Origin of the sequence: Bradyrhizobium sp. SZCCHNRI2009 (assembly GCF_032485115.1) — a bacterium.
GTDB lineage: Bacteria > Pseudomonadota > Alphaproteobacteria > Rhizobiales > Xanthobacteraceae > Bradyrhizobium.
The window spans coordinates 660273-687093 of record NZ_JAUEUH010000003.1 but is presented as its reverse complement, the minus strand read 5'-3'; the positions used below and the strand labels follow the sequence as shown (position 1 = coordinate 687093).

Annotated in this window: 21 protein-coding genes; 13 read left to right on the top strand and 8 right to left on the bottom strand. The window is 66.4% G+C overall.

Translation table 11 applies throughout. The annotated features are described in order from the left end of the window. The first annotated feature begins 13 nt into the window (after positions 1–13). From QX041_RS14970 to QX041_RS14955, 4 genes are read left to right on the top strand one after another with little or no spacing between them, the layout of a single operon-like run. Complete coding sequence (locus tag QX041_RS14970; RefSeq protein ID WP_316165784.1) at positions 14–973, top strand: ABC transporter permease; 960 nt, start codon at positions 14–16, stop codon at positions 971–973. Further along, positions 939–1880, top strand: a complete 942-nt coding sequence (locus tag QX041_RS14965; RefSeq protein WP_315826014.1) for an ABC transporter permease — start codon at positions 939–941, stop codon at positions 1878–1880. Before QX041_RS14970 ends, QX041_RS14965 begins: the two co-directional genes overlap by 35 nt. Further along, positions 1880–2878: an ABC transporter ATP-binding protein gene (locus QX041_RS14960; RefSeq protein ID WP_315826015.1), complete on the top strand. Its 999-nt coding sequence runs from the start codon at positions 1880–1882 to the stop codon at positions 2876–2878. The genes QX041_RS14965 and QX041_RS14960 overlap by 1 nt, the downstream gene beginning before the upstream one ends. Further along, positions 2878–3876 carry a dipeptide ABC transporter ATP-binding protein gene (locus tag QX041_RS14955; RefSeq protein ID WP_315713886.1) on the top strand — a complete coding sequence of 333 codons (999 nt, stop codon included), beginning with the start codon at positions 2878–2880 and terminating at the stop codon, positions 3874–3876. Before QX041_RS14960 ends, QX041_RS14955 begins: the two co-directional genes overlap by 1 nt. 16 nt (positions 3877–3892) lie before the next feature. Here the strand turns inward: QX041_RS14955 and QX041_RS14950 are convergent, their stop codons facing one another. After that, positions 3893–5878, bottom strand: a complete 1986-nt coding sequence (locus tag QX041_RS14950; protein WP_316165782.1) for a cache domain-containing protein — start codon at positions 5876–5878, stop codon at positions 3893–3895. A gap of 165 nt (positions 5879–6043) precedes the next feature. Continuing rightward, entirely contained in the window at positions 6044–7900 is a 1857-nt protein-coding gene (locus QX041_RS14945; RefSeq protein ID WP_315713888.1) for a feruloyl-CoA synthase, read from the bottom strand. Positions 7901–8188: 288 nt separating this feature from the next. Here QX041_RS14945 and QX041_RS14940 point away from each other — a divergent pair, with 288 nt between their 5' ends. Beyond that, the gene (locus QX041_RS14940) at positions 8189–8668 is read left to right on the top strand and encodes a MarR family winged helix-turn-helix transcriptional regulator (protein WP_315713889.1); all 480 of its coding nucleotides are present in this window, start codon (positions 8189–8191) and stop codon (positions 8666–8668) included. 163 nt (positions 8669–8831) lie between these two features. Here QX041_RS14940 and QX041_RS14935 read toward each other — a convergent pair whose 3' ends face one another. Together QX041_RS14935 and QX041_RS14930 are read right to left on the bottom strand one after the other, a co-directional pair. Next, positions 8832–11711: an EAL domain-containing protein gene (locus QX041_RS14935; RefSeq protein ID WP_315713890.1), complete on the bottom strand. Its 2880-nt coding sequence runs from the start codon at positions 11709–11711 to the stop codon at positions 8832–8834. 169 nt (positions 11712–11880) lie between these two features. Beyond that, positions 11881–12879, bottom strand: a complete 999-nt coding sequence (locus QX041_RS14930; protein ID WP_316165780.1) for an NAD(P)H-quinone oxidoreductase — start codon at positions 12877–12879, stop codon at positions 11881–11883. Positions 12880–12966: 87 nt separating this feature from the next. Between QX041_RS14930 and QX041_RS14925 the strand changes: the two genes are divergently transcribed. Together QX041_RS14925 and QX041_RS14920 are read left to right on the top strand one after the other, a co-directional pair. Then, entirely contained in the window at positions 12967–13158 is a 192-nt protein-coding gene (locus QX041_RS14925) for a DUF1192 domain-containing protein (RefSeq protein ID WP_315713892.1), read from the top strand. Between the two features lie 613 nt (positions 13159–13771). Further along, positions 13772–14284, top strand: a complete 513-nt coding sequence (locus QX041_RS14920; protein ID WP_315713893.1) for a DUF1465 family protein — start codon at positions 13772–13774, stop codon at positions 14282–14284. A gap of 159 nt (positions 14285–14443) precedes the next feature. Here QX041_RS14920 and rpmE read toward each other — a convergent pair whose 3' ends face one another. Continuing rightward, entirely contained in the window at positions 14444–14671 is a 228-nt protein-coding gene (rpmE, locus tag QX041_RS14915; protein WP_012046762.1) for a 50S ribosomal protein L31, read from the bottom strand. A 223-nt stretch (positions 14672–14894) separates the two neighbouring features. Here rpmE and QX041_RS14910 point away from each other — a divergent pair, with 223 nt between their 5' ends. Both QX041_RS14910 and QX041_RS14905 read left to right on the top strand, forming a co-directional pair. After that, positions 14895–16751 (top strand): ABC transporter ATP-binding protein/permease, encoded by a 1857-nt coding sequence (locus QX041_RS14910; protein ID WP_315713894.1) that lies wholly within the window; start codon positions 14895–14897, stop codon positions 16749–16751. A 147-nt stretch (positions 16752–16898) separates the two neighbouring features. Beyond that, positions 16899–17099: a hypothetical protein gene (locus QX041_RS14905; RefSeq protein WP_006614616.1), complete on the top strand. Its 201-nt coding sequence runs from the start codon at positions 16899–16901 to the stop codon at positions 17097–17099. Between the two features lie 227 nt (positions 17100–17326). Here the strand turns inward: QX041_RS14905 and QX041_RS14900 are convergent, their stop codons facing one another. The 3 genes from QX041_RS14900 to QX041_RS14890 are packed head-to-tail and all read right to left on the bottom strand — an operon-like array spanning position 17327 to position 19866. After that, positions 17327–17809, bottom strand: a complete 483-nt coding sequence (locus tag QX041_RS14900; protein WP_315713895.1) for a GNAT family N-acetyltransferase — start codon at positions 17807–17809, stop codon at positions 17327–17329. After that, positions 17806–18834, bottom strand: a complete 1029-nt coding sequence (locus tag QX041_RS14895; RefSeq protein WP_315734445.1) for a peptidoglycan -binding protein — start codon at positions 18832–18834, stop codon at positions 17806–17808. Before QX041_RS14895 ends, QX041_RS14900 begins: the two co-directional genes overlap by 4 nt. Positions 18835–18876: 42 nt before the next feature. Next, the gene (locus tag QX041_RS14890) at positions 18877–19866 is read right to left on the bottom strand and encodes a flagellar motor protein MotA (RefSeq protein WP_315713897.1); all 990 of its coding nucleotides are present in this window, start codon (positions 19864–19866) and stop codon (positions 18877–18879) included. A gap of 180 nt (positions 19867–20046) precedes the next feature. On the opposite strand from QX041_RS14890, the gene QX041_RS14885 reads away from it, so the two are divergent. From QX041_RS14885 to QX041_RS14870, 4 genes are all read left to right on the top strand, one after another. Continuing rightward, the gene (locus QX041_RS14885) at positions 20047–20859 is read left to right on the top strand and encodes a DUF1295 domain-containing protein (protein ID WP_316165779.1); all 813 of its coding nucleotides are present in this window, start codon (positions 20047–20049) and stop codon (positions 20857–20859) included. A 12-nt stretch (positions 20860–20871) separates the two neighbouring features. Continuing rightward, a complete protein-coding gene (locus QX041_RS14880; RefSeq protein WP_316165777.1) occupies positions 20872–21900 on the top strand; it encodes a cyclopropane-fatty-acyl-phospholipid synthase family protein in 1029 nt (342 codons plus the stop codon). A 284-nt stretch (positions 21901–22184) separates the two neighbouring features. Further along, entirely contained in the window at positions 22185–23381 is a 1197-nt protein-coding gene (locus QX041_RS14875; RefSeq protein WP_315713900.1) for an efflux RND transporter periplasmic adaptor subunit, read from the top strand. A gap of 6 nt (positions 23382–23387) precedes the next feature. Then, complete coding sequence (locus tag QX041_RS14870) at positions 23388–26543, top strand: multidrug efflux RND transporter permease subunit (RefSeq protein WP_316165775.1); 3156 nt, start codon at positions 23388–23390, stop codon at positions 26541–26543. The last annotated feature ends 278 nt before the right edge of the window (positions 26544–26821 follow it).

The following is a 26821-nucleotide window of genomic DNA, read 5'->3' as shown; positions in this document are numbered from 1 at the left end:
TAGGGGTGGAGCGATGGGAAACTATCTTCTCAGGCGCCTCATCGTCGCTGTGCCGAGCCTGCTCGGCATCAGTCTCATTCTATTCGTGCTGCTCGCGCTGGCACCGGGCGATCCATTCGGCGAGCTCGCGAGCAACCCGAACGTGCCGCCCGAGGTGCGCGAGGCGCTGCGCATCAAGTTCGGGATGAACGATCCCGTGCTGTTGCGCTATGTCCACTGGCTGGTCGCCATGTTCCAGGGCGACTGGGGCTTCTCCTTCGCCAGCCGCGTCAACGTCGACACGCTGATCCTGCAGCGGATACCGACCACGCTCTACGTGGTCGGCACCGCGCAGATCTTGGCGCTGGCGGTGGCGCTGCCGGTGGGCGTGCTCGCGGCGCGGCGGCCGTATTCGATCTTCGACCAGATCGCCAACACCTTCGCCTTCATCGGCTTCTCGCTGCCGACCTTCTTCACCGGCTTGCTGCTGATCCTGATCTTCAGCGTCAATCTCGGCTGGCTGCCGTTCGTCTATCGCGCCGACCTGCAGGCGACCGGCTGGCAATGGTGGTGGGAGAGCATCAAGCAGGCGATCATGCCGGTCATGGTGCTCGGCCTCTACCAGGCGGCGTCCTATACGCGCTATGTCCGTTCCGCCGTGCTCGACGTCATCAAGCTCGACTACGTCACGACCGCGCGTTCCAAGGGCCTCGACGAGGGCAAGGTGATCGTCAAGCACGTCGTGCGCAATGCGCTGATCCCGGTGGTGACGCTGGTCGCGCTGCAGATGCCGACGGTGTTCGGCGGCGCCATCGTCACCGAGCAGATCTTCCGCATTCCCGGCATCGGCTCGCTCCTGATCAGCGCGATCCTCGCCAACGATACGCCGGTCATCATGGCGGTGACCTTCGTGTTCGCCTGCCTCGTCGTCCTCTTCAACCTCATCGCAGACATTCTGTATGGCTGGCTTGACCCACGCATCTCCTTCCGTTGAGACGGTGCCGGTCGTCGCATCGCCCAAACGGCGTTTCTCGCCGGGCCGCGACGCGCTCCGCCGCTTCCTCCGTCACCGCCTCGCGGCGGCCAGCATCGTCGTGCTGCTGCTGCTCGCGCTCTCGATCCTGCTCGGCCCGTGGCTGTGGCGGATTCCGATCAACGAGATCGACTTCACGGCACGCCTCGCGCCGCCGTCCTGGGAGCACCCGTTCGGCACGGACGATCTCGGCCAGGATCTGCTGGCGCGCATGATCTATGGCGGCCGCATCTCGCTTGCGGTCGGCTTTGCCGCGATGGGCGTGGCGCTGTTCGTCGGCATTCTCGTCGGTGCGATCGCCGGCTCGGCCAAGGGACCGGTGGATGCCGCGCTGATGTGGCTGACCGATCTGTTTCTGTCGCTGCCGCAACTGCCGCTGCTGCTCCTGATCATCTATTTGTTCCGCGATTTCCTCAAAGGCTGGCTCGGCCCGGAAGGCGGCGTGTTCGTGCTCATCGTGCTCGTGATCGGCGGCTTCCGCTGGATGCATGTGGCGCGTCTGGTCCGCGCCCAGTTCCTGTCGCTGCGCGAGAAGGAATTCGTCGAGGCGGCGCGCGCGCTCGGCGCCTCCAACACCCGTCTCGTCGTTCGCCACATCCTGCCGAACGCGCTGGGGCCGGTGATCGTCGCCGGCACCATCGACGTCGCGGCCGCGATCATCGCGGAATCGACGTTGTCGTTCCTCGGTCTCGGCTTCCCGCCGGACATTCCGACCTGGGGCCGGCTGCTGTTCGACGCCAAGGACTATCTCGACATCGCGCCGCATTGGGCGCTGTTCGCCGGCGGCGCGATCTTCCTCACGGTCATCGCGATCAACTTCATCGGCGATGGCCTGCGCGATGCGCTCGATCCGCGGAAGGTGATGTGATGGACGCGCGCGTAGCTCCGCTGCTCGAGATCAAGGGGCTGAAGACCTATTTCAACACCGACGAGGGCGAGGTCCAGGCCGTCGACGGCGTCGACATCTCGATCGGCAGCGGCGAGACCCTGTGCGTGGTCGGCGAGTCCGGCTCCGGCAAGACCGTCACCGCGATGTCGGTGCTGAAGCTGATCGCGATGCCGCCCGGCCGCATCGCCGGGGGCCAGATCCTGTGGCAGGGCCGTGACCTGGTGCCGCTCGGCTCGTCCGAGATGAACAAGATCCGCGCCAGCGAGATCGCGATCGTGTTCCAGGAGCCGATGACCTCGCTCAACCCGGTCTACACCGTCGGCGATCAGATCGCCGAGGTGATCCGGTTGCACCAGGGCCTGTCCAACAAGGCGGCGATGGATCGGGCGGCCGAGATGCTGGCGCTGGTGCAGATCCCCAATCCGAAAGCCCGCGTTCACGACTATCCGCACCATTTCTCCGGCGGCATGCGCCAGCGCGTGATGATCGCGATGGCGCTGTCGTGCAATCCCAAGCTCTTGATCGCCGACGAGCCGACGACGGCGCTCGACGTCACGATCCAGGCGCAGATCCTCGATCTGCTGCTCGACATGAAGGAGCGGCTCGGCATGTCGATCATGCTGATCACCCACGCGATGGGCGTCGTGGCCGAGGTCGCGCAACGTGTCGTGGTGATGTATGCCGGCCGGGTCGCGGAGGAGGCGCCGGTCGAGCGGCTGTTCGCCAATCCGCGCCATCCCTATACGCAGGGCCTGATCCGCTCGATCCCGCGGATCGATCTCGACGCGGTCAGGAAGAGCCGGCTGGAAAGCATCCCCGGCAGCGTGCCGAAGCTGGTCAATCCGCCGGAGGGCTGCCGCTTCGCCTCTCGCTGCCGCTTCGCCATTCCCGATTGCAGGACCGCGCAGCCTCTGCTGCGCGAGATCGAGCCCGGCCACAAGGTGGCGTGCATCCGCGCCGAAGAGACGTTGCTGTGATGACCGAAGCTGCCATTGCCACCCCCGTCGTACCCGCGCCGCTGCTCAGCGTACGCAACCTGACCAAGGCGTTCCCGATCCGGGGCGGGCTCTTGAAGCGCCAGATCGGCAGCGTGCGGGCCGTGGACGGCGTCAACTTCGACATCGAGCCGAGCGAGACCTTCGGCCTCGTCGGCGAGTCCGGCTGCGGCAAATCGACCACCGGGCGCTGCGTCCTCCGGCTGATCGAGCCGAGCTCGGGCGAACTGAATTTCGAGGGCAAGGACGTCATCGCGCTGTCCGGCGAAAGCCTGCGCGCGCTTCGCCGCGACATCCAGATCATCTTCCAGGACCCCTATGCCTCGCTCAACCCGCGCATGACCATCGGCGCCATCATCGGCGAGGCGCTGACCATCCATGGGCTGGCGACCTCACGCCAGCAATACGAGGCGCGCATCGTTCATCTCCTGGAGACCGTCGGCCTGCAGGCCGACCACATGACGCGCTATCCGCACGAGTTCTCGGGCGGCCAGCGCCAGCGCATCGGCATCGCGCGGGCGATCGCGGTCGAGCCCAAGCTGATCATCTGCGACGAGCCGGTGTCGGCGCTCGATGTGTCGATCCAGGCCCAGGTCATCAACCTGCTCGAGGATCTGCAGCAGAAGTTCGGCATCGCCTATCTGTTCGTCGCCCACGACCTCTCGGTCGTCGAGCACATCAGCCGCCGCGTCGCGGTGATGTATCTTGGCCGCATCGTCGAGACCGCGCCGTCACGCCAGCTCTATTCGACGCCGAAACATCCCTACACCGAGGCGCTGCTGTCGGCGGTGCCGATCCCGGATCCGAGCGTCAAGCGCAAGCGCGTGCGGCTCAAGGGCGAGGTGCCGAGCCCGATCAATCCACCATCGGGCTGTCACTTTCATACCCGCTGCCCGATCGCCAAGGACGTCTGCAGCAAGGAAGTGCCGCCATTGAAGGCAAGCGCCGAGGGGCATCTCGTCGCCTGCCATTTCCGTTGAGGCGGAGATCGGCGCGTTACGCCGCCTGACGGTCCGAGACCAGCGCCGTCAGCCGCGCCGATTGCTCCGGGTTCAATGCGAACTGGACCAACGCGGTACGGTCGCCAACGCGGGTCACGGTCCCCGGCAGATCGGACACCATGCCGGTGATGGCAAGCGTCACCGACGTGTTCATCGTCAGACGAACCGGAACGGCTTCGAGCAGGGCGCCGCCGAGCGAGAGGTTGCGCACGGTGACAGGGATCGCTTCGCCGTTCACCTGCAGCGTGCCCGGGCGGTTGATGTTGAGCCGCGTCGACAGCCGGCGATCGACGTCGGCAGTCGACGTCCGGATCACCCGCACCAGTTCGGTGCGCAGCCGCTGCACCTTGTCGGCGACAACAGTCGAGCCGTCGCGGATGTCGGTCGAGCGCCGGCCGGCCTCGCTGGCTTCGCGAGAGACCTCGGCGATCTGGCTGGCGACCTCGCGCGCGGCGGCGGACGTCTCCTCGACCGTGCGCGAAATCTCGATGGTCACGCTGTTCTGCGCCTGGATCGCATCGGCAATGCCGGAGGATACGGCTTCGACGTTGCGGATGACTTCGCCGATCGCCCCGATCGAGGTGACCGAGGCGCGGGTCGAGTCCTGAATCTCGGCAATCTGCTGCGCGATCTCGCTGGTCGCCTTGGCGGTCTGCTCGGCGAGCGATTTCACCTCGGAGGCGACGACCGCAAAGCCGCGGCCTGCATCGCCGGCCCGGGCGGCCTCGATGGTGGCGTTCAGCGCCAGCAGGTTGGTCTGGCCGGCAATCTCGCTGATCAGGCTGGTCACGGCGCCGACCTTGTCGGCGGCTTCCGACAGCTTCGCGATGGTGGCCTGGGCGTCGGACGAGGCGGCGACGGCCTTGCGCGTGAGCTCGCGCGACGAGCTGACCTGGCTGGAGATCTGCGAGATCGAGGCGGCGAGCTGGGCCGACGCCTTGGCGACCGTCTGGGTGGTGGCGAGGGCCTGCTCGGCCGCCGCCGCAACGCTGCTCGAGTTGCGCTCCAGCGTCAGCGCACTGTCGGTCATCGACTTGGCATTGTCGGCCATGTGGCCGGTTCCCTGCGCGACCTCGCCGACCGCGCTGCTGGCGGCCTGCTCGACGGCTTCGGCCATCTCCTGCAGCGCCTTGGTCTTGATGCGCTCTGCGACCTGGCGCTGCTCGTCTTCGAGCATCGCGGTCTGCCGCGCCTTCTCCTCGGTCTTCTGCCTGAACTGCTCGATCGAGCGCGCCATGTCGCCGAGCTCGTCGCTGCGGTTCTGGCCCGGCAGCTTGATGTCGAAGTTTCCATTGCCGAGCTCGGTCAGCGCGCCGCTCATCGCGGCCAGCGCCGACGACATCCGCCGTGCGATGATCAGCGTGATCGACCCGATGATCAGCATCACCAGCATGGCGGCAATGAACACGCTGCGCTTGCTCTCCCACATCTGGGCTTCGAGATCATCGACATAGACACCGGTGCCGATGATCCAGCCCCAGGGCTCGAAGCCGGCGACATAGGACATCTTCGGCTGTGGCGCATCCTTGCCGGGCTTCGGCCACATGTAGTCGACGACGCCGGCGCCCTGGCGCTTGACGACATCGACCATTTCGACGAACAGCCGCTTTCCGGTCGGGTCCTTGTTGTCAGCGAGGTTCTGACCATTCAGCTCCGGCTTGATCGGATGCATGACCATCTTCGGACCCATGTCGTTGATCCAGAAGTAGTCGCCGCTGCCGTAGCGCAGCTTGCCGATCCGCTCGGCCGCCTTCTTCTGCGCGACCTCGGGCGCCACCTTGTCGCGCGCGATCGCGTCATATTCCTCGCGGGCGATGCTGACTGCCGTCTGCGCCAGATGGCTCAGCTCGCTCTGCCGCTGATCCTTGAGAGCGGTCTCGAGGTTTTGGCTCTGCGTTGCGGCGAGCCCGACCAGTCCACAGAACGACAGGCCGATGATCGCGTAGATGCGGAAAGCGAGAGAGAAACGCGGCTGAGCCATGGGGCGGTCCGGGCAAATGAGGGAGCTAGATGCGAGTGATTTTAAGGATTCGCAGTTGATGCCCGGTTAAGTGTGGATGGTAACTAATTGCCGCACTCGTGAGGCGTTCCCGTAGTAGTACGGACGCCATCTTGTGAGTGAGTTGAGTAGTTGCGTAGTTCTGGGTCAGGACATATCGGGCCTGATCAGCTCGGTCGCGTTTTCATCCTTCAGTCGTGCGACCAGATCGGCGCGGCGGGTGAGCACCGCGCGCTGGTTGATATAGCCCTTGTCAGTGATCTCGCCGGCATCGAGCAAGGGCGGCTCCGCCATCAACAGCGCACGGGTCGCATAGCGGGAAGAGCCGACCGCCTCGGTGCGAAGCCTGGCCAATCCTCGCGCGATGGCGGTGCGCACCGATGGATGCGCCAGAACGTCGCCGGCCGGGACGGTCTCGGTCATCCCGGCAGCGCCGCGGCACGCTGCGATGTTGGGCACGATGAGAAAGTGCACCTCGTCGGTGCCGTGGCCGGCGATCACGATATCCTGCGCCAACGGCGCCAGCGCCGCGATGCCGGCGACGCGCAGCGCGCCCACGTTCACCCATGTCCCGGAGCTGAGCTTGAAATCCTCGGTGATGCGGCCGTCGAAGAACAGGCCGCGCTCCGGATGCTCGGGATCTGCAAGCTTCACGGCGTCGCCGATCTTGTAGAAGCCCTCCTCGTCGAAAGCCGCGGCCGTGAGTTCGGGCGCCTTCCAATAGCCCGGCATCACGTTCGGCCCGCGCACGCGGACCTCGAGCTTCTCGCCGGTCGGCACCAGCTTGAGCTCTGTGCCGGGGATGGGCACGCCGATGTTGCCGGCGCGCTCGGCGAAGAAGTGGCAGTCGGTCGCGAGCGGCGATGTCTCGGTGGCGCCCCACGCCGACACCAGCGGTGCAGGGCGGCCGATCGTGGCCCGGCTCATCTCGTTGAGCGCATCCCACAGATTTTGCGGCAAGGCCGCGGCCGCATAGAGGATGCACCTGACGCCGGAGAAAAATCTGCGGCGCAGATCGTCGTCGGACCTGAGTGCCGCGACCAGCATGTCGAAGCCGCGCGGCACGTTGAAATAGATCGTCGGCACCAGGCTGCGCAGATTGGCGAGCGACGTCTCGAACAGGCCCGGCGCAGGCTTGCCGCCGTCGATGTAGATCGACCCGCCGTGGCTCAGCACCAGGTTGAAATTGTGGTTGGCGCCGAAGGTGTGGCTCCATGGCAGCCAGTCGACGATGACGGGGCCGCCCTCGACCTCGCGCAGGAACGTCCACAACTGCGCCTTGGCCTGCTGGCTCATGGTCAGCATCCGGTGCGTGTTGATCACCGCTTTCGGCTGCCCGGTCGAGCCGGAGGTGAACAGCAGCTTGGCCACCGTGTCCGGCGTGACCGCGGCGAAGGCGCGGTCGACCTCCGGCCCGGGCTTTGTCGCGAGCAGGGCCTGCAGCGACAGCGCGCTCGTTGCATCGCCGTCGCCGGCGATGACCGTCGCCCGATGCAGGCCGTCGACAGCGGCGAGCGCGCGCGCGAACGGCTCGCGCTGCGCGACGAAGATGGCGCCCGGATCGAGCAGACGGATCATCGCGCGCAGCTTCTCGTGATCCGTCGACATCAGCGAATAGGCCGGCGAGATCGCGCAGACGGGGATGCCGACATGCTGCGCTGCGAGCGCCAGCACGGCATGGGCGATGCTGTTGTCGGAGAGGATCGCCAGCGGACGCTCGGGACCGAGGCCCTGCGCGAGCATCCAGGCCGCGGCGGCGCGGACCTGCATCAATGTTTCGCCGTAGGTGAGCCAGGTCCAGTTGTCGCCACGACGTTCGGCCAGGAACGTGCGATCCGGGAAATGGCGGCCCCAATGCTCCAGCCATTCGCCGGTGCAGCGCGCGGCCGGCTGCAGCGGCATGCGCGAGCGCAGGATGATCGCGCCGTCGTCGCGCCTGACAGCCTCGATCGACGGCTTGGCGAACATCGCAGGCTCGGAGGCGCGGCGTTCTGCATCAGCCATGGCGTGTCTCCGGGCTGCGGGAGGTGATCGCTGAAGCTGCAGTGCGGGAGGAACACGCAGCGCGGCGGGCGCCGCGATCGGGTGCAATGCGCTGCCGCATTGCGGTTGCAGTGCAGGCAACCGTCGCCATCGATGACGGCATGCGTTTCCCTCCCATGTTGTATTCGTTGACCGCGAGACTAACAGAATGGTTGTACTTTGCAATTATTGTGGATGTGACCGATTGGAGCGGCTTGCCCCTGCGACGGCATCGGTCTAGGCAGGGATGCCTCATGTCAGCGAGCCAGCATGCCGAAGAGCGCGAGCACCGGAGCGCAGCGAGACGCAACCAGCCAGGATTCCGGGATCGGTCTCGGTGAGCTCGAGAACCATCTCGGCTATTTCGTCCGCCGCCTCCAGCACTGGATTTTCCGCGACGTCAACGCCGCGCTCGCGACGATCGACCTCGACGTCATCCTCTATTCGATCCTGGAGACGATCGCGGCCAATCCCGGCGCCGCGCAGATCGCGATCGCCGGCGCGCTGGGCATCGAGCGCGCGCGCATGGTCGCGCTGCTCGACGACCTGCAGCAGGCCGGCCTGATCGTGCGCGAGCGCTCCGAGCACGACCGCAGGGCCCATGCGCTCGGCCTGACGCCGCGTGGCCGCCTGATGCTCAAGAAGGCCAATGCACTGGTCGCCGCGCACGAGAAGCGGGTGGCACGCCGGCTCGGGGGCGACAATTATCGCCGCGCGCTCACGGCGCTGTCGCAGTTCGAGACGGACTAGGCTCGTCGCGAACGGGCCATGTCGCGAGCCTTCTGCCCCGCAAGCACGCATCGGTCATCACTCACACGGCACCCTTTACGCGGTACCGCAGTAAATCTACCTCAAACGAAGCAAAATGAAAGATGCATCCTGAGGCTGTTGCCGTCCTGGATGCATTGCAGCCTCAGCTCGCCGCTTCCAGCCGCTCTTCCGTGAGAAGCCGCATCGCGGCGTCGGCGTCCATCGGCTCGCCGAAGGCGTAGCCCTGGGCGTATTCGCAGCCGAGCTGATAGAGCTCGACGGCATCGGAGTCGGTCTCCGCGCCTTCCGCCACCACGTCCATGCCGAGGTCGTGCGCCAGCGCGATGATCGATTTGAGGATGACGGGACGGGTGCCGCGCGCGGTGGTGCGCACGAACGACTGGTCGATCTTCAAGGTGTCGAACGGGAAGCGCTGCAGATAGGCCAGCGAGGAATGGCCGGTGCCGAAATCGTCGATCGACAGGCCGACGCCGAGCTCGCGGATGCGCGCCAGCATCTGCGCGGCGTGCTCGGGGTTTTCCATCACTAGCGATTCCGTCAGCTCGATCTTGAGCGAGCCGCGCGCCACCGAAGAGCGCGCCAGCACCGAGCGGATGTCGTGGATCAGGTCGTGGCGCAGGAGCTGGCGGGAGGAGACGTTGACGCTGGCGAAGATCGGCTCGCGCAGCCGTGTCGCGCGCTGCCACACCGAGAGCTGCCGCGCCGTCTGGTCGAGCACGAAGGTGCCGAGATCGACGATCAGGCCGATCTCTTCCGCGATGGTGATGAACTCGATCGGCGACATCCGGCCGAGCTTCGGATGGTCCCAGCGTGCCAACGCCTCGAAGCCGGCGATCGAGCGATCCTCCAGCCGCACGATCGGCTGGTAAAGGATGGTGATCTCCTGGCGCTCGATCGAGCGGCGCAGCTCGCTCTCCAGGGTCAGGCGGTCGTTCTTGCGCGCGCGCATCGCCGGCTTGTAGACGTCGATGCGGTCGCCGCCGATGCGCTTGGAATGATACATCGCAAGCTCGGCATCCTTGATGATGTCCTCCGACAGCTGCGTCTGCGGATCGGACAAAGCGAGCCCGATCGAGGCGGTCAGGAAGATCTCGCGCTCGTTGAAGGCGATCGGCGCGCGGATGGTCTTGCGGATGGTCTCGGCGAAGGCGGTGATGCGGGCGGGGTCCTGCTCCGACAGCAGGATCAGGCCGAACTGATCGCCGGCCAGCCGCGCCAGCGTGTCCTGGGGTTTGAGGATGCGCGACAGCCGCCGCGCCAGGGTCAGCAGGATGGAATCGCCGACCGCGATGCCGACGGAGTCGTTGACCTGCTTGAAGCGGTCGAGATCGATCACCATCAGGGTCGGCCGCATGGCCGGCATCGACTTGGCGAAATTGGCGACGGCGGCAAGACGGTCGATGAACAGCTTGCGGTTGGGCAGGCCGGTCAGATTGTCGTGCACGCTGTCGTGGAGCAGGCGCTCCTCGGCATTCTTGAACTCGGTCACGTCCGTCAAGGTGCCGACCACGCGCGAGACCTCGCCGTCGGAGCCGACCACGGGGCGCGCCTTCAGCGCGAACCACATGAAATGACCGTCGGGCGTGCGCAGACGGAAGTCCTGCACCAGGCGACCGCGGCGCTGGTCGAGGACACTGTCGAGCGCGGCGCGGAAGCGGTCCTGATCGAGCGGATGCAGCACCTCGAGCCATTTCGCGGCCGGGCCTTCCAGCGTGCCGCGCTTCAGGCCGAGCAGGCTCTCGGTCTCCGGGCTGGTGAACACCTTGTCGGCGGAGACGTCCCAGTCCCAGATCAGGTCGCCGGAGCCAGCGAGCGCCAGTGCGCGGCGCTCGACGTCGGAGACGATGCCGGTGGTGGCGCCGCCGCCGGCGAAGGCGTGCTGCATCACGGTGAAGCCGATCAGCATCACGATCAGCACGAGGCCGCCGAGCAGCGCCGGGCCGACGATGTCGTTGGTGACCTGGCCCGCGACCGTCATGCCGGCGGCGGCGACCCACACCGTGAGCAGGAACCAGGTCGGGATCAGCAGCACCGCGCGGTCGAAGCCGTGGCTGGAGAGATAGACGATCAGCGCAAAGCCCAGCACGGCGATCAAGAGCAATGACATGCGCGCGATGCCCGAGGCCACCGCCGGGTCGAACAGCGCCACCGCGACCAGCGAGCCCAGGAAGAACAGCCAGCCCAGCGTGATGTGCGAGTAGCGAACGTGCCAGCGCGACAAATTGAGATAGGCGAACAGGAACACCAGCAGGGTCGCGGCGAGGATCGCCTCGCCCGCCGCGCGCCAGACGCGCTCGGCATTGTTCGACATGTCCAGGACCTTGCCCCAGAAGCCGAAATCGACGCCGATATAGACCAGCACCGCCCAGGCCAGCGCCGCGGCCGCCGGAAACATGATACTGCCCTTGACCACGAACAGGATCGTGAGAACGAGGGCGAGAAGACCGGAGATGCCGATCACGATGCCCTGGTACAGCGTGAACGAGTTGACCTTGTCCTTGTAGGCCTCGGGCTCCCACAGATAGAGCTGCGGCAGCTTGTCCGTGCGCAGCTCGGCCACGAAGGTGACGACCGAGCCCGGATCGAGGGTGACGCGGAAGACGTCGGCGGTCGGACTCTCCTGCCGCTCCGGCAGGTCGCCGACCGAGGGCGTGATGGTGGCGATGCGCGACAGGCCGAGATCGGGCCACAACACGCCGGAGCCGACCACGCGGTAGTGCGGTGCCACGATCAGGCGGTCGAGCTGGTCGTCGGTGTTGTTGGCCAGTGCGAACACGATCCAGTTCTGGCCGCCCTCGCGCGCCCGCACCTCGATGCGGCGGACGATGCCGTCGGTGCCGGGCGCGGTCGAGACCTGGATGCGGTCGTTCTCACTGCGCTGATGATCGAGGATGCCCGTGAGGTCGATCGCAGGCGCGTCGCTGCGAACGCTGACGGCGTCAACGGCCTGAGCGGGGGCAGCGGCACCACACATCACGAGGCCCAGCGCCGCCAACGACGCAAGGCACCTGATCAGACGCAATGTCAAATCTCCGCGTTCGACACCAATCCAAAGCGAAACAAGCCAAATCGAAAGAGGTCGTCGCCGGGCTAATTGGAGCCGTTCCAGGCACGGTTCAGCTGTGCGCGATCATTGGCACGAAAGCGAGGAGAATCAAAGAGTTTCCAAACACGCTGTGTTTAGACTGCGCCTAGATTTCCAACACAATTTTGCCAATATGTTGGCTCGTCTCCATGCGTGCATGCGCTTTGGCTGCATCTGCGAGGGGAAAGGTCGAGTCCATCAATGGCTTGATGCGGCCCTCGCGCAGGAACGGCATCACCTTGGCCTCGATCGCCGCCACCATCGTCGCCTTGTCGGCGTTGCTGCGCGGGCGCAGCGTGGATCCGGTATGGGTCAGGCGCTTCACCATCAGCTTGACGAAATTGACTGACGCCTTGGGGCTGGCGAGGAAGGCGATCTGGACGATGCGGCCATCGGTGGCCGCGGCGTCGTAGTTGCGCTCGATGTAGTCGCCGCCGACCATGTCGAGGATGACGTTGGCGCCCTTGCCGCCGGTCGCTTCCTTGACCACGGCGACGAAGTCCTCCGTCTTGTAGTTGATGGCGCGGTCGGCGCCGAGCTTCACGCAGGCGTCGGCCTTGTCCTGCGAGCCGACGGTGACCAGCACCTTGGCGCCGAATGCCTTGCCGAGCTGGATCGCCATGGTGCCGATGCCGGAGGAGCCGCCATGCACCAGCAGGGTCTCGCCCGCCTTCAGGCCGCCGCGCTCGAACACGTTGTGCCAGACCGTCATCAGGGTCTCGGGCAGGGCGCCGGCTTCCAGGAGGGACAGCGCCGGCGGCACCGCCATCGCCTGCGCGTCTTGTGCGATGCAATATTGCGCATAGCCGCCGCCGGCGACCAGGGACATCACGGTGTCGCCGAGCTTGTGCCGGACGGCGCCCTCGCCGAGCGCCACGACCTCCCCGGCCACTTCCAGCCCCGGCAGGTCGCTGGCGCCGGGCGGCGGCGGATAGCTGCCGGAGCGCTGGGCGACATCGGGACGGTTAACGCCGGCGGCCTTCACCTTGATCAGGATCTCGCCGGGGCCGGGCTTGGGCACGGGCCGGGTTTCCGGCTTGAGCACCTCGGGTCCGCCCGGCTGGCTGATGGCGACCACGGTCATTTGCGCGGGCAGCTGTTCCATGAGAAATCCTTCGGCGAGGGCTGAAAGCGGGTGCTGCCGCGTGCTTAAGCCAGCCGGGGCATGGCTGGCAACCGGGAGGAGGGTGAGATGGCGAACGAGGACGACGATCGGCCGCGCAAGGCCGTTTCGCACGAGATCGGGCAGGATCTGTCGATGCTGTCGGTCGAGGAGCTGACCAGCCGGGTGGCGCTGCTCCGGGCCGAGATCGAGCGCATCGAGCAGGCGGTGGCGAAAAAGCGCGCCTCGCGTGATGCCGCCGCCAGCATCTTCAAGTCGTGAACCTCGCGGCCGTAGAAACGCGGTCGGCCAGTGGCCGACATGGCTAACGAAGATTGAAAAATTTTCGCCATTTACGGTTGATTAAGCTTTCGCGTTTACAACCGGAACCGTCCTCGTTTGGACACCGAGTGGCTCCTGTCCACTCTGTTTGACGCCTCCCTGTTATCAACTTCAAAGCCGCCGGAAACGGCGGCTCTTTTTTTGCGCCCGCGCCGAGCCGGGCGAACCGGGCGGTCGCCCGTGGCGCGCTCCCCCATGCGCAGGCGGCGATCGTGGAACGAACGTCGTGCCGGCTCATTGCGCCCGTGCCGGTCTTCGGTCGCCAGCAGGTCAGGCGCGAAAATCCTGTGCGCCGCGGCAGGCGTGACGATCCTCGTTCGACGACTGCAAACTATTGCCGTGATCATGGTTGCTAGTTGAGCTGATCGTGCGACTCGGCCGCGATCGGCCGTGTTGCAGTCGCAAATGGTACGAGGGCACGGCATGGCCCACGCCGTGGAAACCATAAAAGGCGTTGCTGCTGGACTCTCGAAACCGGCCGCGCAATGATTTGTTCATCATACCGGCGACGTTGCCGGGTTGCGTAAACAGTCGCGTTTAAGAGGCGTTAACCATGTCGGACCGTTTGCTGGGCGATGGCGCTCTGGTTCAGTTCAACGAGCGGCTCACCAATTCTGCTGCATTCGGCGCGCTGTTCCGGGAAGGCATGGATCTGGTCGAGGAGACCGCCGCCTATCTCGATGGCGACGGCCGCAACGAGGCCAAGGCGCTCGACCGCGCCGTCAGCCTGACCTACGCGACCGAGAGCATGCGTCTCACCACCCGCCTGATGCAACTGGCGTCCTGGCTGCTCCTGCACCGCGCGGTGAAGGAGGGCGAGATGACCCTGAGCCAGGCCAACCGCGAGAAGACCAAGGTCAAGCTCACCGCCGCAGATCCCGGGCCGGATGATCTGCTGGAGAAGCTGCCGCAGCAGCTGCAGAGCCTGATCTCGCGCTCGATGAGCCTGCAGGTGCGGGTCCGCCGGCTCGACTCGACCATTCATTCCCCGCCGCCGGACCAGAGCGCGATCGGCAATCCGCTGGTGCCGCATCTCAACCGGCTGAAGGCCGCGTTCGAGCAGTAGGCCCCGGCATCGGGCGGCCCCCGCCGGGGCCGCTCCCCCAGCCGAAGGTCTCGTTGCGACCAGCTCAGAAACAAAAACGCCCCCGTTTCCGGGGGCGTTTTGCTGTGAGCTCTCGATCAGGCGCAGGCCAGGAAGGCCGGTGCCGAGGGCAAGAAGGCATCAATCCTTCTTGAGGAAGCCCTGGAACTTCTTCTGGAAGCGCGAGACACGGCCGCCGCGATCCATGATCTGCTGGGTGCCGCCGGTCCAGGCCGGGTGCGACTTGGGGTCGATGTCGAGGTTGAGCTTGTCGCCCTCTTTGCCCCAGGTCGAGCGGGTCTGGTACTCGGTGCCATCGGTCATCACGACCGTAATCGTATGATAATTCGGGTGAATGTCGGCTTTCATGGCTGATCCTACGGCACGATGCGAAGACATGATGCGACGCGGCCGCGCCTGATCCTGTCGTCACTGAAGGGGGACAATTGGCGCGCTCTATAGCCCAAGGTTCTGCCCAAAACAAGCCAAGGTCGCGGATGAACACCTTGGTACGTTTCCGGATTTGCCAAGCCCGGCCCGGCGGGCCTATCAGGACGGCAGATCGGTATTTGGAAGAATTCTCAGGTGGCCCATGAGCGCAGTGGAACGGCTTGACGAGCGGCAGGGCGCTGCCCCAGGGCAGGATCCGGTTGGAGATGCCGTTGCGGCCGTCGAGGCATTGGCCGAGCCGGCAAGCCCTGTGCGGCGCTCGAAGCTGCGCCCGCTGCTGGCGCTGTCTCCCTATGTCCTGCGCTATCGCGGCCGCGCCCTGCTGGCGCTGATCGCGCTCACGGTCGCGGCCCTGACCACGCTTCTGGTGCCGATCGCGGTCCGCCGCATGATCGATTTCGGCTTCACGCCGAAAGGGATCGAGCTGATCAACAGCTATTTCAGCGTCATGATCGCCGTCGTGGCGGTGCTCGCGCTGGCAAGCGCGGCCCGCTACTACCTCGTCATGACGATCGGCGAGCGCATCGTCGCCGATCTCCGGCGCGACGTGTTCGCGCATCTGATGTCGCTGTCGCCGTCCTTCTTCGATTCCGCGCGCTCCGGCGAGCTGGTGTCGCGGCTCACCGCCGACACCACCCAGATCAAATCGGCGGCGGGCGCCTCCGTGTCCATCGCGCTGCGCAATCTGCTGCTGTTCATCGGCGCCACCGCGATGATGGTGATCACGAGCCCGAAGCTGTCCGGCTTCGTGCTGCTGGCGATCCCGCTGATCGTGCTGCCGCTGGTGGCGTTCGGGCGCTGGGTCCGGCGGCTGTCGCGCAACGCCCAGGACACGCTCGCCGACGCCTCGGCCTATGCGTCCGAGCTGATCGGCTCGATCAGGACGGTGCAGGCCTATACCAGCGAGAGGCTCGCGGCGGCGCGTTTCGGCGGCGAGGTCGAGCAGGCCTACGAGGCGGCGCGGATCTCGACCCAGGCGCGCGGCGTGCTCACCGCGATCATCATCTTCATCGTGTTCTCCAGCGTCGTCGCGATCCTCTGGGTCGGCTCCCACGACGTGCTGACCGGTGCGATCAGCGCCGGACGGCTCGGTCAGTTCGTGCTCTACGCGGCCTTCGCGGCCGCCGGGCTCGGCCAGCTCTCGGAGGTCTGGGGCGAAGTGTCGGCGGCGTCCGGCGCCGCCGAGCGGCTGTTCGAGCTGTTGCACGTGCAGCCGGAAATCACGGCGCCGGCGCAGCCGCGCCCGATGCCGGAGCCGGCGCGTGGCGACCTCGGCTTCGAGCGGGTCAGCTTCGCCTATCCGGGTCGCCCCGATGTCCGCGTCCTCGATGACGTCTCGTTTGCGATCCGCGCCGGTGAGAAGGTCGCGATCGTCGGCCCCTCCGGCGCCGGCAAGAGCACGCTGTTCCATCTTCTGCTGCGCTTCTACGATCCCGCCTCCGGCTCGATCTCGTTCGACGGTGTGCCGGTGCGCGCGGCCGACCCGCGCAGGATGCGCGAGCGCATCGCGCTGGTGCCGCAGGAATCCGTGGTGTTCGCCGCCAGTGCGCGCGAGAACATCCGCTTCGGCCGGCCGGAGGCGACCGACGCCGAGGTCGAGCGCGCCGCCGATCTCGCTCATGCCAGCGAATTCATCCGCCGCTTGCCGGACGGCTTCGACACCTCGCTCGGCGAGCGCGGCGTCACGCTCTCGGGCGGCCAGCGCCAGCGAATCGCCATCGCGCGCGCCATCCTGCGCGATGCGCCGCTGCTGCTGCTCGACGAGGCGACCTCGGCGCTCGACGCCGAGAGCGAGACGCTGGTGCAGACCGCGCTCGAGGGGCTGATGAAGGACCGTACCACGCTGGTGATCGCGCATCGCCTCGCGACGGTGCTGTCCTGCGACCGCATCCTGGTCATGGATCGCGGCCGCATCGTCGAGCAGGGCACCCACACGTCGCTGGTTGCGGCCAACGGCCTCTATGCGCGGCTGGCCCGGCTGCAGTTCGAGGGCGTGTAGTTCCTGCAACACCGTGGACGGCCGGCAACACCCTCGGAATTCTCGTTCCCGACCCTGCAACCTTTCTCCCGCCTTGTACGTTCCCTGCCGGAACAGATGGCGCGCCGCTCGTAGCAGGCGTGCCGGGTCCCAACAGGAGCAACGGACATGCCTTATCGTCGTGGCAGTTTTGCCCTCACGCCGCCCTCGTTCGTCATCTTCGCAATTGCGCTGGTGCTCGCCCTCGTCGCGATGCTCGCGCACTACATGCACGCCTCGGTGCCGCTGCTGTCGGCCGCCCACGCCTTCGACGCGCTGGCGATCGCGTTCGTGGTGCTGACGATCGGTGTGCTGTTTCGCGGCGTTTGAGGACAATACGAAACGGGTCGAGCAGAGAAGTCGTTAGCTCCCTGCGCCAGCAATTGTGTGAATAGAAATCGCGGCGCGCTCGGTGCACCTCGCCCCGCGTGCGGGGAGAGGTCGGATTGCATCGTCAGATGCAATCCGGGTGAGGGGGGCTCTCCGCACGGTCGGTGCGCGTGGCTGCCCCTCACCCCAACACTCTCCCCGTAAGAACGGGGAGAGGGAGCGCAGCGTCATTGCGGCACCATCTCGGATTCAACAGATTGTGTTGGCATCCACACCATCCGCAGCACGGGACGGCCCGAGGTCGGGTTGACGTCCTCGCCGGCTTCAATGAAGCCGTTGCGCTTGTAGAAGCGGATCGCGCGCGCGTTGTCTTTGTTCACAAGCAGCGTGATGCCGTGAGGTGATCGCTCCTTCGCTGCATCGACCAACTGAGTAGCGAGCGGCGAGCCCCAATGCTCGGGCGAGACGACCAGCTGATCGAGATAGCCCGTCGCATCGATCGTGACGAACCCGGCGAGCACGCCCTCCGCCTCGGCCACGATCACATCGGCCTTCGGCACCAGCTCGCTGCGCCAGCGTTCGCGCCACCACGGAACGCGCGCGGCAAAATCGATGGCGGGATAGGCGAGCTGCCAGGTCTCCTGCCACAGCGCGATTGCCGCGTCCTCGTCGTCGGCGCGATAGGGGCGCAGGGTGGAGCTCGACGTCACCGCTCCGTCAGCTTCAGCTCGATACGCCGGTTGCGGCGGAAGGCGTCCTCTGTGTTCGCGGGGTCGAGCGGCTGGAATTCGGCGAAGCCCGCCGCGACCAGGCGCTGCGCAGGGACGCCGAGCGAGATCAGATACTGCACCACCGAGATGGCGCGCGCCGAGGACAACTCCCAGTTCGACTTGAACACCGGGCTGTTGATCGGACGAACGTCGGTGTGGCCGTCGACCCGCAGCACCCAGGAGATCTCAGCGGGGATCTGCTTGTCGAGATCGACCAGCGCCGTCGCCACCGAGTTCAGCTCCTGCTGGCCCTCGGGCAGCAGGGTGGCTTGCCCCGTGTCGAAGAACACCTCGGACTGGAACACGAAGCGGTCGCCGACGACGCGAATGTCGGGACGGTTGCCGAGGATGGCGCGCAGCCGGCCGAAGAACTCCGAGCGGTACCGGGTCAGCTCCTGGACCCGCTGCGCCAGCGCGACGTTGAGGCGCGAGCCGAGATCGGCGATGCGGCTCTGCGATTCCTTGTCGCGCTTCTCCGAGGCATCGAGCGCATCCTCGAGCGCGGCGAGCTGGCGGCGCAGTGCGCTGATCTGCTGGTTGAGCACCTCGATCTGGGCCAGCGCCCGCGCCGTGACCTGCTTCTCGGAGTCGAGTGCCCGGTTGAGTTCGTTGGCGCGGCCGGCGGCATTGCTGCCGGCATTGGCGAGCCCGTCATAGAGGCCCTTGACGCGGTCGCGCTCAGCTTCGGCGCTTGCGAGCCCGGCGCGCAGTTGCGCAACCTGGTCGTCCAGCGAGAGCTTGCCGAGCTTCTCCAGGGACAGCATCTCGTTGAGCTGCGCGATCTTGGCGTTGAGTTGCTCCAGCGCCTTGTCCTTGCCGGTGACCTCCTGCGACAGGAAGAACTGCACCACCAGGAACACGGTCAGCAGGAACACGATCGACAGCACCAGCGTCGACAGCGCATCGACGAAGCCCGGCCAGTAGTTGAGGCCGGAATCTCCACGGCGGGTACGGGCAAGCGCCATTCAGCGTCTCCTAGTTCGTCTTCGGCCGGCCGGCGGAGCAGCTCAACTCTTCTCGGTCTGCCGCGCCAGCCGCTCCAGCAGCCGCTTGATCTCGCGGTTCTGCTCGCCCTGGCCATCGGCCCATTCGCGGATCATCTGCTGCTCGGTGCGCATGTGCCCGACCAGGCCCTGGATCGCCTCGGCGAGGTTGGCCATCGCCGCGGTGGCGCCGCGGTTGGAGCCGTCCTCCAAGGCGGTGCGCAGCCGCTCGATGGCAACCGAGAGGTCGGCACCGGTGTCGCCGCTGCCGCCATATTCCCGCACGGTGCCAGCGAGCCAGTCCTCCAGATCGGTATAGAAGCGGTTCTGCGCCTGGCTCGATTGCAGGTCGAGGAAACCGAGGATCAGCGAGCCGGCGAGGCCGAACAGCGAGGACGAGAACGAGATGCCCATGCCGCCCAGCGGCGCGGCAAGGCCGCCCTTCAGCGTATCGAACAGCGCGCCGGCGTCGCCACCGACCTTGAGCCCCTCGATCACCTTGCCGACCGAGCCGACCGTTTCGATCAGGCCCCAGAACGTGCCGAGCAGGCCCAGGAACACCAGGAGGCCGGTCATGTAGCGCGAGATGTCGCGGGCCTCGTCGAGCCGGGTGGCGATCGAGTCGAGCAGGTGCCGCATGGTCTGCTGCGAGATCGACATTCGCCCCGAGCGCTCGCGGCCGAGGATCGCGGCCATCGGCGCCAGCAGGACCGGGTGGCGAGGCACCGCCAGGCCGGGATCGGCGATGCGGAAATTGTTGACCCAGGACACTTCCGGATAGAGCCGGACCACCTGGCGGAACGCCAGGATGACGCCGATCAACAGTACCGCCCCGATCAGCGCGTTCAGGCCGGGATTGGCGAAGAACGCCAGGATGATCTGCTTGTACAGCACGACACCGACCAGGGCGCACAGCACCAGGAAGACCAGCATCCGCACCAGGAAGATCCGGGGCGTGGACAGCTTGGTCGGTTCGAGATCCATCGCGGAGCGGGAAGGGGAGCCTTGAGGCATTGTCGATGACATCCGTTGCGGGGACCGGTCCCTGAAATCCACTATGGCACAGCAGCAGCGGGAAAAAAGCCGCGATCAGCGCAATCCCGTCCCTGCGCGGAACTATGGCTGAAACCGGCGGGCATCCGCGGCGTAGTTAGTCCCGTGGCTCATATCTAACGGGAACGCCCTGGCTTTGTCATGACCGTCGTTGAATATCTGCAGGCGCTGCTGGCGATGGCCGTGGCGATGTCGGTGCTGATGGGGCTCGCCTGGGTCGTGCAGCAGCGCACCGGCAACTCCGGCTGGGTCGACACGATCTGGACATTTTCCGTCGGGCTGGTCGGCGCCGCCGGCGCGATCTGGCCCGCCGGCGGCGCCGCCCCCAACGCGCCGCAGTGGCTGGTCGCGGTGCTGGTGGCGGTCTGGTCGCTGCGGCTCGGCGGCCATGTCGCAGCGCGCAGCCGCGGCATCTCCGACGATCCGCGCTACGCGGAGTTTGCCCGGCAATGGGGTGCGGCCGCACCGCGAAAGATGTTCCTGTTCCTGCAGCAGCAGGCCTGGGGCTCGATCCCGCTGGTGTTCGCGATGTTCGTCGCCGCCCATGCGCCGGCCGCCGAGCTTCGGCTGCAGGACTATCTCGGCATCCTCGTGCTGTTCGCAGGCATCGCCGGCGAGGGCGTCGCCGACGCTCAGCTCAAGGCGTTCCGCGCCGATCCTGCCAACAAGGGCAAGGTGTGCGACGTCGGCCTGTGGCGCTGGTCGCGCCATCCCAACTATTTCTTCGAGTGGGTGTGCTGGCTGTCCTATCCGGTCATCGCGCTGTCGTTCGACCATCCGTGGGGCCTCGCCAGCCTGCTCGCGCCATTGTTCATGTACTGGATCCTGGTCCACGTCACCGGCATCCCGCCGCTGGAACAGCAGATGCTGCGCTCGCGCGGCGATCGCTACCGGGCCTATCAGGCGCGCACCAGCGCGTTCTTTCCCCTGCCGCCAAATCCTTTTACGAAGTAACGGAGCCACCGCATGAGCTTCATCTCGACCATCATCGGCGCCGCCGAGCGCGTGCCGCTGCCCGATGCCGTCATCCGCTCCGCGATCTCCGAATTGTGCTCGCGCACGGCGGCGCGGCTCGGCGGGGCCGATGCGATGGGTGACCCAGAGTTCGCCCGCCTGCTGACGACGCGGCCGATCGCCGAGCATACCGACGCGGCGAACAGCCAGCACTATGAGGTGCCGGCGGCGTTCTTCGCCCGCGTGCTCGGGCCGAACCGCAAATACTCCTGCTGCTTCTACAAGGAGCCGGTCTCGACCCTGCGGGAGGCGGAGGAGGAGGCGCTGCGCCAGACCGTCGCCAATGCCGATCTCCAGGATGGCCAGACCATTCTGGAGCTCGGCTGCGGCTGGGGCTCGCTGTCGCTGTTCATGGCCCGGCAGTTCCCGCGTGCGAAGATCACGGCGGTCTCCAACTCGCACTCGCAGCGCCGCGCGATCGAGGAGATGGCGGCCGCGCGCGGCCTGCTCAACCTGCGGGTCGTCACCGCCGACATGAACGGGTTCGCTCCCGACGCGCGCTTTGATCGCATCGTCTCGGTCGAGATGTTCGAGCACATGATGAACTGGCGCGAGCTGCTGTCGCGGGTCAGATCATGGCTCGCGCCGGACGGCCGCCTGTTCATGCACATCTTCACCCACCGCACCGGATCCTACCTGTTCGACCGCAACGATCGCGAGGACTGGATCGCGCAGCACTTCTTCACCGGCGGCATCATGCCGAGCCACGGCCTGATCCGGCAGTACGCGGATCTGTTCGCGGTCGAGAAGGAATGGCGCTGGAGCGGCACGCATTATCAGCACACGGCACGGGACTGGCTCGCCAATTTCGATGCCGATTACAACCGCATCCTGCAGGTGCTGCAGCCGGTCTATGGCGACGACACGGCGCTGTGGATGCGCCGCTGGCGCTGGTTCTTCCTCGCCACCGCGGGTCTGTTCGGGCACGACGAAGGCCGTGAATGGGGCGTCAGTCACTACCGCCTGCGGCCGGCGAACTAATTTGTTCGCTGCGGCGGGATGCCGCAGTGCTGGAGGGGGATTCGCGTTTCGCTCCGCGGAACCTGCTGGGAACCTGCTGCCACAAAGCACTCACAATTAGGTGAGTCCCGAAAAAGCTTGATCTATCAGTTATGTAGTTCGTGTGACATCAAGCCGCCCGGGTTTCGCGTTGCGTCGCAGCAGCTCTTTTCTATGTTGCAGCAAGGCGAGCGCCAGAATGGCGCCATGACTGGGCCATCCGGTCGACTGTTTTCATCATCATCATCGAGGGGGCTCCTCCACGCATGTCACGTTTTCGCGCGTCGCTGGTCAGCAGTGCATTGATGCTCGCGGCCGCCGCGCCGCTGCTGGCCGGCTGTAACGACCCCATCCAGGCTCAGGCCTCCGCCAATGAGCAGATCGTCATTCCGGACGTCGGCATCGTGACCGTCGAGCAGAAGGCGCGAGCGATCGTGCGCGAGCTGCCCGGCCGCATCGCGCCGACCCGCGTCTCCGACGTCCGTCCGCGCGTCTCGGGCATCATCGTCGAGCGGCTGTTCCGCCAGGGCAGCGAGGTCAAGGCGGGCGATCCGCTCTATCGCATCGATCCGAAGCCGTTCGAGGTGGAGATCCTGTCGAGCCGGGCGGCGCTGGCCAAGGCCGAGGCGGTGCATGAGCGCGCGGTGCAGCAGGCCCACCGCATCAGCCTGCTGTTCAAGGAGCGCGCAGCCCCGGCGGTCGAGAACGAGAAGGCGATCTCGACCGAGCGCGAGGCAGCGGCCGACATCGAGGCCCGCAAGGCCGATCTTGCGCGTGCCCAGCTCAATCTCGACTATGCGACCGTGCGCGCGCCGATCGACGGCATCGTCGGCGCGGCCCAGGTCAGCGAGGGCGCCATCGCGGTCCAGAACGAGACCTCGCTGGTCACGATCCAGCAGCTCGATCCGATCTATGCCGACTTCACCCAGTCGGTGAGCGAGCTCAACCGCCTGCGCCGGGCGTTCGAGTCCGGCGACCTCGACCAGATCGCGCCCGACGCGATCAAGGTCCGTCTCGTGCTCGACGACGGCACGCCGTATTCGATTCCGGGCAAGCTCCTGTTCTCCGACGCCAAGGTCGATGCCGCCACCGGTCAGGTCACCTTGCGCGGCGAGTTCGCCAATCCGAAGCGCGAGCTCCTGCCGGGCATGTATGTCCGCGTCCGCATCGAGCAGGGCATCGACAGCGACTCCGTCGGCGTGCCGCAGCAGGCGGTGCAGCGCAACGCGGCCGGCGGGTCCGAGGTCTACGTCATCCGCGACGACAACCGCGCGATCGCCAGGCCGGTGCGCACCGGCCCGACCCAGGATGGCCTGGTGCTGATCACCGACGGTCTGCGCGCCGGCGACAAGGTCGTGGTGGACGGCTTCCAGAAGTTCGCCGCCGGCGACAGGGTCGCGCCGCAGGTCTGGACCGAGGTCAGCGCCGCGACGCAGCTCGAATCGAAGTCGGCGACGCGGTAAGTCGCCATGCCGAGCTTCTTCATCGACAGGCCGATCTTCGCCTGGGTGGTCGCGCTGTTCATCTGCCTGATCGGCGCGATCGCGATTCCGCTGCTGGCGGTGGCGCAATATCCGATCATCGCGCCGCCCTCGATCTCGATCTCGACCAGCTACCCCGGCGCGTCGCCGGAGAATCTCTACAACAGCGTGACGCGGCTGATCGAGGAGGAGCTCAACGGCGCCTCCGGCATTCTCAACTTCGAATCCACCAGCGATTCGCTCGGCCAGGTCGAGATCACGGCGAACTTCGTGCCGGGCACGTCGACCAATGACGCCTCGGTCGAGGTGCAGAACCGCCTCAAGCGTGTCGAGGCGCGGCTGCCGCGCGCCGTCATCCAGCAGGGCATCCTGGTCGAGGAAGCCTCCGCCGCCGTGCTGCAGATCATCACGCTGCAGTCGACCGACGGCAGCCTCGACGAGGTCGGGCTCGGCGACTTCATGATCCGCAACGTGCTCGGCGAAATCCGGCGCATTCCCGGCGTCGGCCGCGCCACGCTGTATTCGACCGAGCGCTCGCTGCGCGTCTGGCTCGATCCCGCCAAGCTGATCGGCTACGGCCTCACTGCCGACGACGTCACCAAGGCGATCGGCGCGCAGAACGCGCAGGTCGCCTCGGGCAGCATCGGCGCCGAGCCCGCGACGACCTCGCAGCGCACCTCGGCGCTGGTGCTGGTCAAGGGCCAGCTCGATTCGCCCGACGAGTTCGGATCGATCATCCTGCGTGCCAATCCCGATGGCTCGACGGTGCGGCTGCGCGATGTCGCGCGCGTCGAAATCGGCGGCCTCAGCTATCAGTTCAACACCCGCCTCAACGGCAGGCCGACCGCGGGTCTCTCGGTGCTGCTGTCGCCGACCGGCAATGCGCTGGCGACCGCGAGCGCGGTCGAGGCCAAGATGAAGGAGCTGTCGCGCTTCTTCCCCTCCAACATCAGCTATGAGATCCCCTACGACATCACGCCGGTGGTGAAGGCGTCGATCAAGCGGGTGCTGATGACCCTGGTCGAAGCCGTGGTGCTGGTGTTCGTGGTGATGTTCCTGTTCCTGCAGAACATCCGCTACACCATCATTCCGACCATCGTGGTGCCCGTGGCGCTGCTCGGCACCTGCGCAACGCTGATGCTGGTCGGCTACTCCATCAACATGCTGACGATGTTCGGCATGGTGCTCGCGGTCGGCATCCTCGTCGACGACGCCATCGTCGTGGTCGAGAACGTCGAGCGCATCATGACCGAGGAGGGGCTGTCGCCGAAGGAGGCGACGCGCAAGGCGATGGGCCAGATCACCGGCGCCATCATCGGCATCACGCTGGTGCTGATGGCGGTGTTCGTGCCGATGGCGTTCTTCCCCGGCTCGGTCGGCATCATCTATCGGCAGTTCTCGGTCACCATGGTGGCGGCGATCGGCTTCTCGGCGCTGCTGGCGCTGTCGCTGACCCCGGCGTTGTGCGCGACGCTGCTGAAGCCGGTCACGGCCGGCCACGGCCACGCAAAGAAGGGTGTGTTCGGCTGGTTCAACCGCTTCATGGACAACAGCCGCAACCGCTACACCGGCGTGGTCGGCGGCGCGCTGAAGCGCACCGGACGGCTGATGCTGATCTATGCGATCTTCCTGGTCGGGCTGACCTTCGCCTTCATCCAACTGCCCGGCGGCTTCCTGCCGGTCGACGACCAGGGCTTCATCACCACCGACGTGCAGACGCCGGCGGATTCCTCCTACGCGCGGACGCAAGCCGCGGTGGAGGCAGTCGAGAAGTATCTGGCCAAGCGCGAGGGCATCGACGATGTCACCTTCCTCACCGGCTTCAGCTATGCCGGCCAGGGCGTCAACACCGCGCAGGCCTTCATTTCGCTGAAGGACTGGTCGGAGCGCGGCAAGCGTGACAGCGCCGCGGCGCTGGTCGCCGACATCAATCGCGATCTCGCCGGCTTGCGCGACGCCAAGATCACCGCGCTGCAGCCGCCGCCGATCGACAATCTCGGCAACTCCTCGGGCTTCAGCTTCCGCCTGCAGGATCGCGGCCAGAAGGGCTATGCTGCGCTGACCGCTGCCGCCGACCAGCTGATCGCGGAAGCCAATGCGAGCCCGGTGCTGCAGAAGGTCTATGTCGAGGGTCTTCCGCCGGGACCCCAGATCAATCTGATGATCGACCGCGAGAAGGCCGGCGCCTTCGGCGTCACCTTCGAGGACATCAACACCACGATCTCGACCAATCTCGGCTCTACTTACGTGAACGACTTCCCGAACCGTGGCCGCATGCAGCGCGTCGTCGTCCAGGCCGATCGCATCAGCCGCATGAACGCGGACGAGATCCTCAACTACAGCGTCAAGAACACCAAGGGCCAGCTGGTGCCGTTCTCGTCCTTTGCTACCATCCAGTGGGCGAAGGGGCCGACCCAGATCGCCGGCTTCAACTACTATCCGGCCATCCGCATCTCCGGCGAGGCCAAGCCGGGCTACACCTCGGGCGACGCGCTCAAGGAGATGGAGCGCCTCGCCGGCAAGCTGCCGCGTGGCTTCGGCTATGAATGGACCGGACAGTCGTTGCAGGAGAAGCTGTCGGGTTCGCAGGCGCCGCTGCTGCTCGGTCTCTCGGCGCTGGTCGTGTTCCTGTGTCTCGCTGCGCTCTACGAGAGCTGGACGATCCCGCTCGCGGTGCTCTTGACCGTGCCGCTCGGCATCCTCGGCGCCGTCGTCGCCGCCAATCTGCGCGGCCTGTCCAACGACGTGTACTTCACGGTGGCGCTGATCACCATCATCGGTCTCGCCGCCAAGGACGCGATCCTGATCATCGAGTTCGCCAAGGATCTGCGCGCCCACGGCAAGCCGCTGGTCGCGGCGACGATCGAGGCCTGCTCCTTGCGCTTCCGCCCGATCATCATGACCGGTCTCGCCTTCGTCTGCGGCGTGCTTCCGATGTCGATGGCGACGGGCGCCGGCGGTGCCAGCCAGCAGGCGCTCGGCACCAATGTGATGGGCGGCATGATCGCGGTGGTGATCCTGGCGCTGTTGATGGTCCCCGTGTTCTTCGTCTCGGTCCAGCGCGTGCTCGCGGGGGATCGGGAGAAGACGGAGCCAATGGCGGAGCGCGAGGTCTATGGGCCGCCGGCGCCGGCGAAGCCGTAGGCCATTGAACTATCTCGCTCGATCAAGCGAGCCGCAATCTCGCCACGCCGTCGGTCAGCTCCCCTCCCCCTTGCGGGGAGGGGTTGAGGGTGGGGGGTCCACGAGTCCCGCTCGAGGTGATGAGATCTACTCCCATCACACGACGCGGCTCAGGTGCTCTAGCGATAACACAGCCGCTCGCTCATTCGTGGGCGCACGAAGATGTGTGGCCTTATCGACGTTCGGAGTTCGCGGACCCCCACCCCCGACCCCTCCCCGCAAGGGGGAGGGGAGCGTAC

Coding starts and splice junctions, on each gene's coding strand:
- QX041_RS14970 (WP_316165784.1), top strand. CDS start 14: ATGGGAAACTATCTTCTCAGGCGCCTCATCGTCGCTGTGCCGAGCCTG.
- QX041_RS14965 (WP_315826014.1), top strand. CDS start 939: ATGGCTGGCTTGACCCACGCATCTCCTTCCGTTGAGACGGTGCCGGTC.
- QX041_RS14960 (WP_315826015.1), top strand. CDS start 1,880: ATGGACGCGCGCGTAGCTCCGCTGCTCGAGATCAAGGGGCTGAAGACC.
- QX041_RS14955 (WP_315713886.1), top strand. CDS start 2,878: ATGACCGAAGCTGCCATTGCCACCCCCGTCGTACCCGCGCCGCTGCTC.
- QX041_RS14950 (WP_316165782.1), bottom strand. CDS start 5,878: ATGGCTCAGCCGCGTTTCTCTCTCGCTTTCCGCATCTACGCGATCATC.
- QX041_RS14945 (WP_315713888.1), bottom strand. CDS start 7,900: ATGGCTGATGCAGAACGCCGCGCCTCCGAGCCTGCGATGTTCGCCAAG.
- QX041_RS14940 (WP_315713889.1), top strand. CDS start 8,189: ATGCCGAAGAGCGCGAGCACCGGAGCGCAGCGAGACGCAACCAGCCAG.
- QX041_RS14930 (WP_316165780.1), bottom strand. CDS start 12,879: ATGGAACAGCTGCCCGCGCAAATGACCGTGGTCGCCATCAGCCAGCCG.
- QX041_RS14925 (WP_315713892.1), top strand. CDS start 12,967: ATGGCGAACGAGGACGACGATCGGCCGCGCAAGGCCGTTTCGCACGAG.
- QX041_RS14920 (WP_315713893.1), top strand. CDS start 13,772: ATGTCGGACCGTTTGCTGGGCGATGGCGCTCTGGTTCAGTTCAACGAG.
- rpmE (WP_012046762.1), bottom strand. CDS start 14,671: ATGAAAGCCGACATTCACCCGAATTATCATACGATTACGGTCGTGATG.
- QX041_RS14910 (WP_315713894.1), top strand. CDS start 14,895: ATGAGCGCAGTGGAACGGCTTGACGAGCGGCAGGGCGCTGCCCCAGGG.
- QX041_RS14905 (WP_006614616.1), top strand. CDS start 16,899: ATGCCTTATCGTCGTGGCAGTTTTGCCCTCACGCCGCCCTCGTTCGTC.
- QX041_RS14895 (WP_315734445.1), bottom strand. CDS start 18,834: ATGGCGCTTGCCCGTACCCGCCGTGGAGATTCCGGCCTCAACTACTGG.
- QX041_RS14890 (WP_315713897.1), bottom strand. CDS start 19,866: ATGCCTCAAGGCTCCCCTTCCCGCTCCGCGATGGATCTCGAACCGACC.
- QX041_RS14885 (WP_316165779.1), top strand. CDS start 20,047: ATGACCGTCGTTGAATATCTGCAGGCGCTGCTGGCGATGGCCGTGGCG.
- QX041_RS14880 (WP_316165777.1), top strand. CDS start 20,872: ATGAGCTTCATCTCGACCATCATCGGCGCCGCCGAGCGCGTGCCGCTG.
- QX041_RS14875 (WP_315713900.1), top strand. CDS start 22,185: ATGTCACGTTTTCGCGCGTCGCTGGTCAGCAGTGCATTGATGCTCGCG.
- QX041_RS14870 (WP_316165775.1), top strand. CDS start 23,388: ATGCCGAGCTTCTTCATCGACAGGCCGATCTTCGCCTGGGTGGTCGCG.